The sequence below is a fragment of the Pseudomonas imperatae genome (genome assembly GCF_057128625.1).
Map to the genome: position 1 here is coordinate 203,276 of NZ_JBSKHP010000010.1, position 15,849 is coordinate 219,124.

Annotated in this window: 10 protein-coding genes; 5 read left to right on the forward strand and 5 right to left on the reverse strand. The window is 66.4% G+C overall.

The features are described 5' to 3' along the window. Positions 1-3,519: type I secretion C-terminal target domain-containing protein (locus ACWKWX_RS15110; RefSeq protein ID WP_483828210.1), on the forward strand; the 3,519-nt coding region annotated here is incomplete at its 5' end. 336 nt (positions 3,520-3,855) lie between these two features. On the opposite strand, the gene lapD is transcribed toward ACWKWX_RS15110, so the two are convergent. The 3 genes from lapD to ACWKWX_RS15125 all read right to left on the reverse strand — a co-directional run bounded on the left by lapD (position 3,856) and on the right by ACWKWX_RS15125 (position 7,319). Beyond that, positions 3,856-5,799, reverse strand: coding sequence for a cyclic di-GMP receptor LapD (lapD, locus tag ACWKWX_RS15115; protein WP_483828211.1), 1,944 nt, complete (start codon positions 5,797-5,799; stop codon positions 3,856-3,858). 9 nt (positions 5,800-5,808) lie between these two features. After that, on the reverse strand, positions 5,809-6,516 hold the full coding sequence (lapG, locus tag ACWKWX_RS15120) for a cysteine protease LapG (RefSeq protein WP_483828212.1): 708 nt from the start codon (positions 6,514-6,516) through the stop codon (positions 5,809-5,811). 215 nt (positions 6,517-6,731) lie between these two features. Further along, entirely contained in the window at positions 6,732-7,319 is a 588-nt protein-coding gene (locus ACWKWX_RS15125) for a UPF0149 family protein (RefSeq protein WP_416422984.1), read from the reverse strand. Between the two features lie 254 nt (positions 7,320-7,573). Here ACWKWX_RS15125 and recQ point away from each other — a divergent pair, with 254 nt between their 5' ends. From recQ to ACWKWX_RS15145, 4 genes are all read left to right on the forward strand, one after another. Continuing rightward, positions 7,574-9,712, forward strand: a complete 2,139-nt coding sequence (recQ, locus tag ACWKWX_RS15130; RefSeq protein WP_483828213.1) for a DNA helicase RecQ — start codon at positions 7,574-7,576, stop codon at positions 9,710-9,712. 121 nt (positions 9,713-9,833) lie between these two features. Next, complete coding sequence (locus ACWKWX_RS15135) at positions 9,834-10,271, forward strand: MarR family transcriptional regulator (RefSeq protein ID WP_416422986.1); 438 nt, start codon at positions 9,834-9,836, stop codon at positions 10,269-10,271. A gap of 86 nt (positions 10,272-10,357) precedes the next feature. After that, positions 10,358-12,478 (forward strand): FimV/HubP family polar landmark protein, encoded by a 2,121-nt coding sequence (locus tag ACWKWX_RS15140; protein WP_483828214.1) that lies wholly within the window; start codon positions 10,358-10,360, stop codon positions 12,476-12,478. A 7-nt stretch (positions 12,479-12,485) separates the two neighbouring features. Beyond that, positions 12,486-12,767 (forward strand): Rdx family protein, encoded by a 282-nt coding sequence (locus ACWKWX_RS15145; protein ID WP_416422988.1) that lies wholly within the window; start codon positions 12,486-12,488, stop codon positions 12,765-12,767. 103 nt (positions 12,768-12,870) lie between these two features. Here the strand turns inward: ACWKWX_RS15145 and ACWKWX_RS15150 are convergent, their stop codons facing one another. Together ACWKWX_RS15150 and ngg are read right to left on the reverse strand one after the other, a co-directional pair. Continuing rightward, the gene (locus ACWKWX_RS15150) at positions 12,871-14,052 is read right to left on the reverse strand and encodes an osmoprotectant NAGGN system M42 family peptidase (protein WP_473005669.1); all 1,182 of its coding nucleotides are present in this window, start codon (positions 14,050-14,052) and stop codon (positions 12,871-12,873) included. A 50-nt stretch (positions 14,053-14,102) separates the two neighbouring features. After that, a complete protein-coding gene (ngg, locus tag ACWKWX_RS15155) occupies positions 14,103-15,848 on the reverse strand; it encodes an N-acetylglutaminylglutamine synthetase (RefSeq protein WP_416422990.1) in 1,746 nt (581 codons plus the stop codon). Position 15,849: the final 1 nt, after the last annotated feature.

Below are 15,849 nucleotides of genomic sequence, written 5' to 3' on the forward strand. Positions count from 1 at the left end.
AAGGACGGCAACGACCTGGCCGCCGGCAACACCACCGGCAGCCACCCGGACTGGACCTCGGAAACCGCCAGCGGCACTGTGGCCGGCTCGGTGACGGGCGGGGTAGGTGCGTTGAACTACAGCCTCTACGGCTCCAACGCCAGCGGCGACCTGCAGGGTCAGTACGGCGTGATCCACATGAACGCCGACGGCACCTACACCTACACCCTTACCAGTGCCCCCCAGGTGCACGGCATCGGCACCACCGAAACCTTCACCCTGGTGACCACCGACAGCGTCGGCAACCATGTGGCCAGCCAGCTGACCATCAAGATCGTCGATGACAAGCCGCAGGCCTATCCGGACTCCGCGCACATCCTCGAAGGCCAGACCGTGCAGGGCAACGTGCTAGGCAACGACGTGGCGGGGGCCGACGGCTTCTACGGCGTGGTCGGCGTGCGCGCCGGCGGCCTGGATGGCAAGCCGGTCACCACCGGCGTGGGTACCGTCATCGAGGGGCTGTATGGCCAGCTGATCATCGCCGCCGACGGCAGCAGTGCCTACCACGCAAACGCCAACGCGGCGAACCATGGCGACGTGACCGACACCTTCACCTACACCATGGCCGACAAGGACGGTGACCTGAGCACCACCACCGTCACCATCCAGGTCGGCGGCGCCGGCCTGCACATCGTGCCGGGCGACGGCCCGGGCGTGACCGTGGCCGAAGCCGCCCTGGACCTGAACCAGGACGGCAAGGACCTGGCCGCCGGCACCGTCACCGGCAGCAACCCCGATTCCACCGCCGAAACCGGCACCGGCTCGGTGGCAGGTTCCATCGCAGGCGGCAGCGGCGGCATTACCTACAGCATCGACGGCGCGGTGAACGGCCTGTTCACCACCGCCCACGGGGTGATCCAGCTCAACGCCGACGGCAGCTACACCTACACCCTGACCTCGGCACCCAAGACCGATCCAGCGGCCGACAACGGCGCCGACACCACCACCGACACCATCACCTACCGTGGCACCGATAGCCAGGGCAACAGCATCACCAACCAGTTGGTGATCAACATCACCGACGACGTGCCCCAGGCGGGCGCCATCGACCGCGTGGCCATCGCCCCGGAACTCAACACCAACGTGTTGCTGGTGATCGACGTGTCCGGCAGCATGGACGATCCGTCCGGCGTGGGTAACCTGTCGCGCCTGGACCTGGCCAAGCAGGCCATCAGCGCGCTGCTGGACAAGTACGACGGCATGGGCGACGTGAAAGTCCAGGTGGTGACCTTCAGCAACGGCACCGAGACCCCGAGCAACGTCTGGGTCGACGTGGCCACTGCCAAGGCCTACATCGCCGGCCTGCACGCCAACGGCGGCACCAACTACGACTACGCCCTGAGCGCGGCCGAAAACGCCTTCACCACCAACGGCAAGCTGGTGGGCGGGCAGAACGTGGCGTACTTCTTCTCGGACGGCAACCCGACCCTGTCCAGCACCCACCCGACATCGGGTAACGGCCAGTCGGGCAGCCAGACCAACCCCAACCTGGGCGACGGTATCGACACCACCGAGGAGAAGGCCTGGACCGACTTCCTCAACGCCAACGACATCAAGGCCTACGCCATTGGCCTGGGCAACGGCGTCGACGCCCAGTACCTGAACCCGATCGCCTACGACGGCACCACCGGCACCAATACCAACTCGACCGTAGTCACCAACCTCAACGACCTCAACAACGTGCTCAGCAGCACGGTGCAGAGCGTATCGCTGGTCGGTACCCTGTTGACCAACGGCAGCTTTGGCGCCGACGGTGGCTTCGTCAAATCCATCACCGTCGACGGCACAACCTACACCTACGATCCGAAGGCCAACAACGGCACCGGCGGCATGACCACTGAAGGTGGTACCAGCCACGGTACGTTCGACACCACCACCAACAGCATTAGCGTGGCCAGCAGCCACGGCGGTACCGTGGTGGTGAACATGGACACCGGTGCCTACACCTACACCGCCGCGTCCAGTGGCGGCAGCTCGACCTTCACCGACAAGGTGGGCTTCGTGCTGGCCGACAACGACGGCGACCTGTCCAGCCCGGCCAACCTGAGCATCACCGTGACGCCGAACTCGCCACCGGTGGCGGCTGCCGACCACGTGATCACCAACATCCTGTCGTCCACCATCATCGTGCCCAGCGAGGCCCTGACGGCCAACGACACCGATGCCAACGGCGACCCGCTGACCGTGGCCAACACCGGCTTCGACACCGGCTGGGCGCCCAAGGGCGCGGACTTCACTGCCACCACGGTGCAGACCATCCAGTTCGCCGGCACCGGCAATTCCAGCCTCAACCAGACCAAGACCCTGGACCGCAGTGAATTCAGCATCACCAGCGGCACCACGGCGCTGCTCATGGTCGCCGGCTTCCTGGGTTCGGGCAGCAATGCCAATGCCAGTGACAACATCACGGTGCATTTGAACGCCGGCGAAACCTTGAGCCTGGCGGACAACGGCAACAGCCACCTGGCCTTCAGCCTCAAGACCGGCAATACCTACACCACGTTGAACGGCAATGAGCTCACTGCCACCAGCGACGGTGACTACACCATCCACATCAGCCACGCCAGCGGCCACACCGGGCAGACCACCTACAGCCTGGACATGAGCATCAACTATGCCGGCGCCGCCAACTACACCCCGGACCTGCCGGCGACCTACACCGTCACCGACAACCATGGCGGCAGCGACACCGCGGCGGCGACCATCACCTACCAGGCCGGCCATACCCTGACCGGCACGTCGGGCGATGACATCCTGATTGGCAACGACAGCGGCACCAAGCTGGTGGGCGTGGCGGGCCACGACTTCATGATGGGCGGCGCTGGCGACGATGTGTTCCAGGGCGGCACCGGCGTGACCACGGTCAGCTACCACAACGCCAAGGGGCCGGTGACGGTCGACCTGAGCAACACCGCGGTGCAGGACACCGTCAACGCCGGGCACGATCAGCTGGTCAACATCCAGAACCTGATCGGTTCCGATTACGGCGACCACCTGACCGGCAACAGCCAGGCCAACGTCATCACCGGCGGCGCGGGCAATGACGTGATCAACGGCGGGGGCGGCAACGACACCCTGATTGGCGGCCTGGGCAACAACACCCTGACCGGCGGCGACGGTGCCGACACCTTCAAGTACCTGGCCGGCAACTCGGGCCACGACACCATCACCGACTTCACCGTGGGCACCGACAAGCTCGACCTGTCGCAGCTGCTGCAAGGTGACGGGGCCACGGCGTCTACCCTGGACAGCTACCTGCACTTCAAGGTCACCGGCAGCGGCTCGGGGCTGGTCTCCAGCATCGACGTCAGCACCACCGCCGGCGGTGCGGCCAGCCAGACCATCGACCTGAAAGGCGTCGACCTGGCCAGCCACTACGGGGTTACCCCGGGCTCGGGCGGCACCATCTCGTCCCATGACACGGCGACCATCGTCAGCGGGATGCTGGGGGATCATTCGTTGAAGGTGGACGTGGCATGACGCTTCACCGCTGAAGAAAAAATCCCGCCACGATGGCGGGATTTTTTTTGCAAGCTACAAGCCCACCCCCGGCCCGCATAACCCCAGGCACACCGCGGCGATTTCGGACGCAGCCTGCGGCAGCTGCTACGCAAGGTTCCGTAGCAGCGGCCACCGCGTAACTCCAGGCACACCGCGGCGGTTCAGGACGCAGCCTGCGGCAGCTGCTGCTACGCAGGGTTCCGTAGCAGCGGCCGCAGGCCGCGTCAGGGCAGCCGCGCAACTCCAGGCATACCGCGGCGATTTCGGACGCAGCCTGCGGCGGCTGCTACGCAAGGTGCGCGTCAGGCGCGGGCTTCAGATCTTCGGTGCAGGCGCGCCGATCAGGCGGCCCATGGCGCCGTGCAGCCCCAGCTCCTTCAGCACCTCCAGCTCGCCAGCGGTCTCCACCATCTCGGCGATCAGCGGCATGTCGATGCTGTTGGTGGCGCGATAGATGGCTTCGATGAACAGGCGCTTGTCGCTCTGCTGGTCGATGGCGCGGATGTAGCTGCCGTCGATCTTCAGGTACGCCAAGCCCAGGTGGGTGAAGTTGCCGATCTGGCTGAAGCGCCCGCCGAAATGCTGCAGGCCAAAGCGGTAGCCGGTGTCGCGAATGGCCTGGCTCAGGCTCTGCAGCTGATCAGGCGGCGGCAGGTGGTGTTCGTCCGCCTCCAGGGTCAGCAGGTGCGCCTGGCCGGGGCTGGCCTTGAGCAGGTCGAGGATCGGCGTCAAGTGTTCCTCGCTGCGCAGGGTGCTGCCCGACAGGCTCAACGCCAGCGGGTGAGGGTGTTCCTGCAAGTATTCCAAGGTATGTTCCAGCATCGCCAGGTCAAAACGCGCCGACCAGCCCAGGCGCTCGATCCACGGGAGGAAATGCGCCGCGGCCACGGCCTCGCCCGCCGGGTCGAGCAGGCGCGCCAGTACCTTGTGGTGCAGGATCTGGCCCGGCTCTGCACAGGGCACCACCGGCTGGAAATACAGCTTGAGCTTGCGCAGGGTCAGCGCTTCGTCGATCCAGGTGCGCCACTGCGCCGGGTTCTGGATCGGCGCGCCATTGAAGTGCGCCAGCACGGCCCAAGGCTGGCGTGGGTGGTTCTGCGCCTCGGTGACGGCCTGGTCCAGGTGCATGTACACCGTGTTCAGCGCCTCGCCGGGCTTGTACGCGGCCACGCCGATGTGCGCTACCGGCGAGCGGTCGCTGGCACCGGTGAGGTAGAAGTTCTCCAGCTGGCGGCTGAGGTCTTCGGCCAGGCGTTGGGCGTCCTCGCCGTTGATGGCCGGGGCCAGTAGGCTGAATTCGCCGCCACGGTTGCGCGCGGCGGTCCAGCGGCTACGCCGTGGGTCTTGCAGCTGGGCGGTGAGCACCTCGCCGATTTCGGCGATCAGGGCGTCGGTATGCTGGCCCCCGAGGCGCTGGTTGAGGCCGGCCAGGTCGTTCACCCGCAACATCAGCACGAAGCCCTCGCTGTTCTGCTCGGTGACCATCAGCTGGTTGGTCAATTGGGTGTCGAACAGGCGGCGGTTGGCCAGGCCCGTGAGGCTGTCCTGGTAGGACTCTTCGCGCAGTTTCTCGCTGCGCGCCGCTTCCTCGGCGAACAGCGCCTTGAGCTTCTCGACCATCTGGTTCATGGCCAGCACCACCCGTCGCAGTTCCGGCGTGCGCGGGATGCGCGGCAAGGTCAGGAACTCGCGGTGGCTGATGGCGTTGGCCTGTTGCACCATGTTGTCCAGCGGGCGCAGTTGCTTGCGCAGCAGCCAGCCGCCGAAAATCGCGCTCAACAGGCCGCACAGGGCCAGCCACGCCAGGCTGCCGATGGCGGTTTCCCACAGCTTGGCCAGGGCGAACTGCGGGTTGCTCAACACTTCCACCCGCGCCGCCTGTTCCCAGCCGCGCATCACCAGCGCGTCACCGCCCTGGGGCTTGAGGTTGACCAGGCGCACGAACCAGTCCGGCACCTCGCCTGTGCCCGGCGGCGCGGCGCGTTCCACCAGGGTGCTGTTGTCCGCCAGGTTGACCACGCGAATGTTGGAGAAATAGCCGCTGTCGAAGATCGACGAGACCATCAGCTCGATCATGGTCGGGTCGTCCACGTGGGGAGCCAGTGACAGCCCCAGCGCCGTGGCCGCGTCCTGGCCATGGGAGCGCAGTTGGCTGACCAGCTGTTCACGGGAGTTCTCCAGCCCGACGAAAAAGCTGCCGCTGAAGGCCACCACCAGGAACAGGCAGATCGCCAGGAACAGTTGCTTGAGTAAAGACATCGGGCACTCCTATCCGTCGCCAATGGCGAAGCCTTCGGCTTTCATTTTTTGCAACACATCCTGCCACCGCGACAGCTTCTTGCTGTCGCTGGTGCGGGCACTGGCCGAGGCGCCGGGCAAATACACGCCCTCGGCATTGAAGGCATACACCGGCAGCAGGTCCTTGCGCTGGGAAGCGGGCCTGATGTCGGGCTTGAGGTTGTCGAGCACCAGCGGGTCGGCGCGGTCGGTGGCGTAGTAGGCCAGCACCATGTGCGCCTGGTTCAGCTCCAGCGCCTTGACATAGGTGATGCGCAGCTTGTCGGCGGGTACGCCCAGGCGGCGCAGGCTGAAATACTTGGCAATGGCATAGTCTTCGCAGTCGCCAGCGCCTTTCCACAAGGCCTCCAGCGGGGTGGCCCAGTAGTCTTCCACGTGCCACACGGTCATGTCGTCCTTGAACGCCATCTGGCGGTTGAAGAAGCTGTTGACCAGGGCCAGTTTTTCCAGCTCGGGTTTGTCGCCGCTGGTCTGCAGCAGCCGCGCCCAGGCCTCCAGGCGCTCGCGGGCGGAGCCCAGCCCGCCGTACTGCTGGTCGGCCTTGCTGATGATCTGGTTGAAGTCCCACTCGGGCCAGTTGTCGCCGGCCACGCTCAGCGACAGGCACAGCGCCATCCAGCCGAACACATGCCACAGCCGGGGCGAGAGCCATCCTTGTCGACGCGGGCGGTGGAGCATGCCAGGAAACTCTGGGGTCAGTCGGTAGAGTCTAGGAGATGGCGAACGGACAGCACAGGGGGGAGGGGATATATATTTCCGTACACCACATACGGTGTATGGAACATCGCTGCGTAGCCGCTGCCGTCAGGCTGCGCTGGCCCGGATGTGCACTGGAGATCTCCAGTGGCGTATGGGGCCAGCGCAGCCTTCGGCAGCGGCTACAGCAGGTGCGATCAGTGGTGGCGCGGCTTGAGGATGGCCGGTTTTTCGTCCGGGGCGTTGCACAGCAGGTACAGGGCGGTCAGCGCCTCGGGGATCTGTACGATCATGTCGTCCTGCAGGTTGGCGTCGGCGGCAATGTCGGCGAACTCCGGTTGTTCGTCGAACAGGCCCGAACCCACCATGATCGGCAGGAGCATTTCGCTGACTTCGTCCTCGGCGGTCTCGAACCAGGCCGCTTCGCGCATGAACACGCCTTCCATGAAGCCGATGCACCAGCCGCGCAGCTCGGAGTCATCGGGCTCTTCGCCCAGGTCCAGGTCGCACGGCAGCTCAAATTCCTCGTCGCTGGCCAACTGGCGGGCGATGTGCGCCTTGAGGGCCACCAGGGTGCCTTCGATTTCCGCGCGCTGGGCGTCGCTGCTGTAGTGCGGCTCCTCGGCGAACAGGGCGTCGATCCACTCGCGCTCCGGCACTTCCTCGGAACACACGGAAAGGGCGGTCAGATAGCCGTGAGCGGCCACGTAGTCCAGCGCTTCCTCGTGCAGCTCATCGGCGTCGAGGAAGGCTTGCAGGCGGTTCAGTTGCTCAGCGAAGGACATTAAAAGGCTACCTTGAAGAATTTACGATAGTGAATTCTAGGCCTTGTTAGGGGGCATGCGCCACCCAAGCCTGAAAAACATGGCCTTATCAGTGGTGCCCTGCGCAGGCGGGCGCTCGGGTATAATGCGCCGCTTTGGCCGTTTCACGCCCTGAAAGGTTGCCCCGGCAACGGGCGCTTACGCATTTTTGCGTGAAACGCGCGCGATTTTCATCCAGCCTAGGCCCGGATGGTTCTGCGATATTTGGAGTTCTTATGCTCGAACAGGCTCAACGCGTCCTTAAGGACATCTTCGGCTATGACAGTTTCCGGGGTCGCCAGGGTGCCATTATCGAGCGCGTGGCCAGTGGCGGCGATGCCCTGGTACTGATGCCCACCGGTGGCGGCAAGTCCCTGTGCTTCCAGGTGCCGGCCCTGCTGCGCCCGGGGCTTGCGGTGGTGGTGTCGCCGCTCATCGCGCTGATGGACGACCAGGTCGCCACCCTGGAAGAACTGGGCGTGGCCGCTGCATCGCTGAACTCCACCCTCAGCGCCGAACAGCAGCGCGACCTGGCTGCGCGCATTCGTCGCGGCGAGGTGAAAATGCTCTACCTGGCCCCCGAGCGCCTGGTGCAGCCGCGCATGCTCGATTTCCTGCGCAACCTGGACATCGCCCTGTTCGCCATCGACGAAGCGCACTGCGTGTCGCAATGGGGCCACGACTTCCGGCCCGAGTACCTGCAACTTGGGCAACTGGCCGAGCTGTTCCCCAATGTCCCGCGCATTGCCCTTACCGCGACGGCCGACAAGCGCACCCGCGAGGAAATCGTCAACCGCCTGCACCTGCAGGACGCCGAGCGCTTCCTGTCCAGCTTCGACCGGCCGAACATTTTCTACCGCATCGTGCCCAAGGAAAACCCGCGCAAGCAGCTGATGACCTTCCTGGCCGAGCGCCGCAGCGACGCCGGCATCGTCTATTGCCTGTCGCGCAAGAAGGTCGACGAGACCGCCGCGTTCCTCTGCGAGCAGGGCTTCCCGGCGCTGTCGTACCATGCCGGCCTGCCGTCGGACGTGCGCGCTGCCAACCAGAAGCGCTTCCTCAACGAGGAAGGCCTGATCATGGTCGCTACCATCGCCTTCGGCATGGGCATCGACAAGCCCAACGTGCGCTTCGTGGCCCACATGGACCTGCCCAAGTCGCTGGAAGCCTACTACCAGGAAACTGGCCGTGGTGGCCGTGACGGCCTGCCCGCCGATGCCTGGATGGCCTACGGCCTGCAGGACGTGCTGATGCTCAAGCAGATGCTGCAGAACTCAGAAGGCGATGAGCGCCATAAACGCGTGGAGCAGCACAAGCTCGACGCCATGCTGGCCCTGTGCGAGGAAACCCGCTGCCGCCGCCAGGCGCTGCTGGCCTACTTCGACGAAGACATGCCCACCGCCTGCGGCCACTGCGACAACTGCATCGACGGCGTGCAGACCTGGGACGCCACCGAACCGGCGCGCCAGGCCCTGTCGGCGGTGTTCCGCACTGGCCAGCGCTACGGCGTCGGCCACCTGGTGGACGTGCTGCTGGGCAAGGACACCGAAAAGGTCCGCAGCTTCGGCCACGAGAAACTCTCGGTGTTTGGCGTGGGCAAGGCCCGTAGCGAGCACGAATGGCGCTCGCTGTTCCGCCAGTTGGTGGCCCGCGGCCTGGCCGACATCGACCTGGAAGGCTACGGCGGCCTGCGCTTGAGCGACACCTGCCGGCCGCTGTTGCGCGGCGAAGTTACCCTGGAACTGCGCCTGGAGCCCAAGCCGCAGAAGGGCAGCAGCACCCGCAGCGGCTCCGGCAGCCCGGCCAGCCAGTTGGTGCGCGGCGAAGAGCGCGAGCAGTGGGAAGCCCTGCGTACCCTGCGGCGCAAGCTGGCCGAGGAGCACGGCGTGCCGCCGTACGTCATCTTCCCCGACTCCACGCTGCTGGAAATGCTTCGCAGCCAGCCGGGCAGCATGGCCGAGATGGGCCGTGTCAGCGGCGTCGGCGCGCGCAAGCTGGAGCGTTACGGCGAGGCCTTCCTCGGCGTGCTCAACGGTGGCGTGGAAGAGGCACCGCGGGTGGTCGCCGACCTGCGCCACGAGCTGATCAGCCTGGCCCGCGCCGGCATGACCCCGCTGCAGATCGCCGGCCAGCTGCAATGCAGCGAGAAGAACGTCTACAGCCTGCTGGCCGAGGCCATCGGCGCCCAGCAACTGTCCCTGGAGCAAGCCCTGGACCTGCCCGAGGAGGTGATGGCCGAGGTGCAGGATGCGTTCCTGGACGGCGAGGGCGAGCTGCCGTCGGTGACCGACATTGCGCCGCTGTTCTTCGGCCGTGTGCCGGAGGGCGTGCTGTATTGCGTGAGGGCAGCGTTGCAGTCCGAGTTCGAAATGTGAGCGGTTTCAGACTGACATTTGTACATTACGAAATACACATTCGTTCCGGCATGAGTATTGCCTCTTGGTCAAGGCCATGATTAGCTCACTATCAATTAGTTTTGTCCTTTAAGAGTTGCTTATGCCGTTGACTGACCAACACCGTTTCGGAATGCAGCTGGCCCAGATGTCCCGGGGCTGGCGTGCGGAACTGGATCGCCGCCTGGCCGGCCTGGGCTTGTCCCAGGCGCGCTGGCTGGTGCTGCTGCACCTGGCCCGGTTCGAGGAAACCCCCACACAGCGCGAACTGGCGCAGAGCGTGGGGGTGGAGGGTCCGACCCTGGCGCGGTTGCTCGACAGCCTGGAAACCCAGGGACTGGTGCAGCGCCAGGCGGTGCTCGAAGATCGCCGGGCGAAGAAGATCCTGCTGTGCGAACCGGCCTTGCCGCTGATCGAGCAGATCGAGACCATTGCCAACACCTTGCGCGCCGAGCTGTTCGTGGGCGTGGACGAGGACGAAATGCGCGTCTGCATGCGCGTGCACAAGCAGATTCTGGACAACCTCGAGAAAAAATCCTGAGCCCGCGTACTCCGCGCGCTTTGAGAAAGGCCGGTTCGCAGGCTATAACCAGAATGACAGGAAGCAGGTTCCTCAAAGGGATTCTCATGCTAGAGCGCTCGCGGTCCATGTTCCGGGCCATTTCCACCTCGACCACCGCCCGCGTGCTGGCGGCCGTGCTGGCCGCCGCCGCCGGCCAGGCCCACGCGCTGGGCCTGGGTGACATCACCCTGCATTCCTCGCTGGGCCAGCCGCTGAGCGCCGATATCGCGCTGGTGGATGCCCAGGGGCTGGGGGCCGCCGACCTGTCGGTGGGCCTGGCCACGGCCGACGAGTTCGCCCGGGCTGGCGTCGACCGCGCGTTCTTCCTCAATGACCTGCACTTCACCCCGGTGCTGAGCGGCAGCTACAAATTCATTCACGTCACCACCAGCAAGGCGGTGACCGAGCCTTACCTGGACTTCCTGGTGCAATTGAACCGCCCCAGCGGCCAATTGCTGCGCGAGTTCACCGTGCTCATCGACCCGCCGGGCACCGTGGCCTTGCCGCCGGCGCCCAAGTTCGACGATGCCCCGGTCAGCAGCATCGCCAGTGCCCTGGCCAGCGCCAACGGCCCCACGCCGACCGCCCGGGCTGCAGCCGCGCAGCAGCCCGCCGCAGCGTTGCCACCGGCTACCCAGGAAAAACGCCTGGACGTGCAGAAGGGCGACACCCTGTGGAGCATCGCCAAGCGCCTGCAGGCGGCTGGCACCACAACGCCGCCCAATACCCTGGTGCAGCAACTGCGCGCCCTGAACCCGGGCAGGCTGAAGGCCGGGCAGAGCCTGTTGCTGCCTGACAGCGCGGTGCTGCCCGGTGCCCAGCCGGCGCCGGCCATGGCCGCCGCGCCCGCATCGGCCGCTGCACCGGCGGTGCCTGATACCCCGCCGACCGCTGCACCGGTGCCGGACGATCAGGCGCTGCACAAGGACATCGACGACCTCAACGCCAAGCTGCAAACCCTGCAAGAGCAGATGAACGGCAAGGACCAGCAGCTGCAGCAACTGCAGCAGCAACTGGCCCAGGCGCAAGCCCAGGCCCACCCTGCGCCCAAGCCCGTGGCGCCGGCGGCGCCGCCTGCGCCGGTGACGCCGTCCCCGGTCATCGACGACAGTGGTGATATCCCCTGGCTGCCGATCCTGGGCGTGGTGTTGATCCTGTTGCTGCTGGGTGGCCTGGTCTACAACCGTCGCCGCCAGCAAGCGGCGGTGATACCGGTCGCGTACCCGGCCCATGAGCCTGACGTGCTGATAAAACCGGCCCAAGGCGGCCTGGCGCCGGCCCCCGAGCTTATCGAGGACGAGCCGGTGCCCGGTGTTGCGCCCAAGCGCGAGAGCGGCCCGGCTACCGACGCCATGGACGGCGCCAGCATCTACATCGCCTATGGCCGCTTCAACGAGGCCACGGCCATCTTGCGTGAAGGCCTGCAGAAGGAACCGCACCGCACCGACCTGCGCCTGCGCCTGCTGGAGGTGCTGGGCCAGCAGGGCGACGTCGCCGGCTTTGCCGAAGAGGAGCGGGCGCTGTTGGCCCAGGACTTCAAGGCCGAGAAGATCGAGGCCATTCGTGGCCATTACCCCAAGCTGCAACCGGCCACGCCGGTACCCCAGGCAGCCCCCGAAGCGGTTCCCGTGATCCCTGCGGCGCTGGCCACCGTGGCCGCCGTGGCCCCGGCCATTGTCGATACCCCGCCGCCTGCCGCCGAGCCGCTGGATGACTTCCAGTTGAACCTGGACGACCTGTCCATGGACGCCGACTGGGACCTGGTCAGCCCCTTCGATCCGGCCCCGGCGCGCAAGGGCACCGACACCCCGGCCGAGCCTGGAGCGGCGGTGGACCCGGAGTTCGCCAGCAACCTCAAGGAGTTCCCGGACGTGTTCGAGATGCCCGACGAGCAGTTCCTCAGCGACTTTGCCGAGGAAGAGCCGGTGACGGCGGACGATGGCCTGGACGACGCTTTCCTCGACAGCTTCGTCGCCGGTGCCGACTTGCCCGAACTGGATGCCCTGACCGTGGACTTCGATGCCCAGGACGAGGCGCCGCAAACGCCGGACAAGCTTGAACAGGCGCAGAACTGCATCGACCAGGGTGACCTGCGCAGCGCTGCCGACCTGTTGCACGAGATCCTTCTGGACGGCGATGAAGACGACCAGCAGGTGGCGCGCCAGCTACTGTCGAAAATTGCCTGAGGCCAGCATGACCAGCACCCGCCCGCACATCGTCATCACCTACTGCACCCAGTGCCAATGGCTGCTGCGCGCCGCCTGGCTGGCCCAGGAGCTGCTCAGCACCTTTGCCGACGACCTGGGCCGGGTCAGCCTGGAGCCCGGCACCGGCGGGGTGTTTCGCATCACCTGCGACGACGTGCAGCTCTGGGAGCGCAAGGCCGACGGCGGCTTCCCCGAGGCCAAGGTGTTGAAGCAGCGCGTGCGCGACCACATCGACCCGGCCCGCGACCTGGGCCACAACGACCGCTGAGGCGAAATCGGAACCAATTTGTGGGAGCTGGCTTGCCAGCGAGTTTTTGACTCCTAAAGGCTCGCTGGCAAGCCAGCTCCCACAATTATGTGTTCCCGGGCCTCTATTTCTGGCCCACCAGGGTATCCACCGCCGGCACCCGGGTGTCGCTTTCCATCTGTGCATCATGCTCCAGCTGGTGGCTGAACCTTTCCAATGACCCATGCGCCGGCTGCGCATCGCTGGCGAACACCGGCGGGCTGAGCATGTACGCGGTCAGGATGCGGCTCAGCGCCTGCAGGCTGTCGATGTGCGTGCGCTCGTAGCCGTGGGTGGCATCGCAGCCGAACGCCAGCAACGCCGTGCGGATGTCATGCCCGGCGGTCACCGCCGAATGGGCGTCGCTGAAGTAGTAGCGGAACAGGTCGCGGCGCACCGGCAGCTCGTGGTCGCGAGCCAGGTTCAGCAGGTGGCGTGACAGGTGGTAGTCGTAGGGGCCACTGGAGTCCTGCATGGCAACGCTGACGCTGTGCTCGTTGCTGTGTTGGCCCGGGGCCACCGGGGCGATGTCGATGCCGACGAACTCGCTGACGTCCCAGGGCAGTGCGCCGGCGGCGCCGGAGCCGGTTTCCTCGGTGATGGTGAACAGCGGGTGGCAGTCGATGGCCGGTTGGGCGCCGCTCTCGACGATGGCCTTGAGGCTTGCCAGCAGGGCGGCGACACCGGCCTTGTCGTCCAGGTGGCGGGCGCTGATGTGGCCGCTGTCGGTGAACTCAGGCAGCGGGTCGAAGGCTACGAAATCGCCAATGTTGATGCCCAGGCTCTCGCAGTCGGCGCGGGTGGCGCAGTAGGCGTCCAGGCGCAGCTCCACGTGGTCCCAGCTCACGGGTAGTTGGTCCACGGCGGTGTTGAAGGCGTGCCCGGAGGCCATCAGCGGCAGCACGCTGCCGCGTATCACGCCGGTGTCGGTGAACACGCTGACCCGGCTGCCTTCGGCGAAGCGGCTGGACCAGCAGCCCACCGGCGCCAGCGACAGGCGGCCGTTGTCCTGGAAGGCGCGGACGCTGGCGCCAATGGTGTCCAGGTGCGCCGACACGGCGCGGTCAGGCGAGCTCTGTTGGCCCTTGAGGGTGGCGCGAATGGTACCGCGACGGGTGAGTTCGAAAGGGATGCCCAGCTCTTCCAGGCGTTCGGCCACGTAGCGCACGATGGTGTCGGTGAAACCTGTGGGGCTGGGGATGGCGAGCATTTCCAGCAGGACTTTCTGCAGGTAGTGGGTGTCGGGTTCGGGAATCTTGCTAGTCATGAAAACTCCTGACGAAGGTGTGGAAGCTGGCAAGCCAGCTCCCACAGGGTTCAGGTAAGGACCTGGCAGTGCGGAAACAGCAGGTCGATGAACTTCTGCGCGGTAGGCCGCGGCTCGTGGTTGGCCAGGCCCACGCGTTCGTTGGCTTCGATGAACACGTACTCCGGCTGGTCGGCCGCCGGCACCAGCAGGTCCAGGCCCACCACCGGAATGTTCAGCGCGCGGGCAGCACGCACGGCGGCATCGGCCAGCACCGGGTGGAGGATGTCGGTCACGTCCTCCAGGTGGCCGCCGGTGTGCAGGTTGGCGGCGCGGCGCACGGCCAGCACCTGGCCCTTGGGCAGCACGGTGTCGTAGTCCACCCCGGCGGCGTGCAGAGTGCGCTGGGTCTCGTGGTCCAGCGGGATGCGGCTTTCGCCCTGGGTGGCGGCCTGGCGTCGGCGGCTCTGGGCCTCGATCAGCGCGCCGATGGCGTGCAGGCCATCGCCGGTGATCGACGCCGGGCGGCGAATGGCTGCGGCCACCACTTCAAAGCCGATCACCACGATGCGCAGGTCGGCGCCCGCGTGGAAACTCTCCAGCAGCACGCGGCTGTCGAATTGGTGGGCGTGTTCGATGGCTTGCTGCACGTCATCGAGGTTGTCGATGTCCACCGCCACCCCCTGGCCCTGCTCGCCGTCCACCGGCTTGACGACAATGCGCCCGTGCTGCTCGAGGAAGTCCTGGTTGTCGTCGGCGCTGCCGGCCAGCTGCTGCGCCGGCAGCTTCAGGCCGGCGGCGCTGAGCACCTTGTGGGTCAGGCTCTTGTCCTGGCACAGGTTCATGCTGATGGCGCTGGTGAGGTCGCACAGCGACTCGCGGCAGCGAATGCGCCGGCCGCCATGGTTGAGGGTGAACAGGCCGGCGTCGGCGTCGTCGATCTGCACCTCGATGCCGCGGCGCAGGGCTTCGTCGACGATGATCCGCGCGTAGGGGTTGAGGTCTGCCTGGGGGCCGGGGCCGAGGAACAGGCTCTGGTTGATGCCGTTCTTGCGCTTGATGGCGAAGGTGGGCAGGGTGCGGAAATCCAGCTTGGCGTAGAGGTTCTTGGCCAGGCGGTTGTCGTGCAGCACCGACAGGTCCAGGTAGCTCAGGCCACGGCTCATGAAGTGCTCGATCAGGTGGCGCACCAGCACCTCGCCCACGCCGGGGCGGGTGCAGCGCGGGTCCACCGCCAGGCACCACAGGCTGCTGCCGTGCTCGGGGTCGTGGAAGGCTTTTTCATGGTTCAGGCCCATGACGCTTCCGATCACCTGGCCGCTTTCCTCGTCCTCGGCCAGCCAGTACACCGGCCCGCCCTGGTGGCGCGGGGTCAGGCGCGTGGGGTCGATGGGCAGCATGCGGCGCTTGAGGTACAGCTGGTTGATGGCCTCCCAGTCGGCGTCGCTCTGTGCCCGGCGAATGCGGAAACCGCGAAACACCCGCTGGGCCGGGCGGTAGTCGCTGAACCAAAGGCGCAGGGTGTCGGAGGGGTCGAGGAACAGCTGCTGCGGCGCCTGGGCCAGCACCTGCTGGGGGGCGGCCACGTACAGGGCGATGTCACGCTCGCCATGCTGCTCGTCGGCCAGTTCGGCGGCCAGGCTGGCAGGGTCGGGGAAGGTGTGACCCATCAGCAGCCGCCCCCAGCCGCAATGCACGGCGTGGGGCTGGCCGCCGTGGGCGCTGCCGTCTTCGGCAAAGCGCGCCTGCAGGCGTTCGTAGCTGGGCGACTGGCCGCGCAGCAGGCGCTGGTTGTAGGCCGTGGCGTGGGGTTTCATC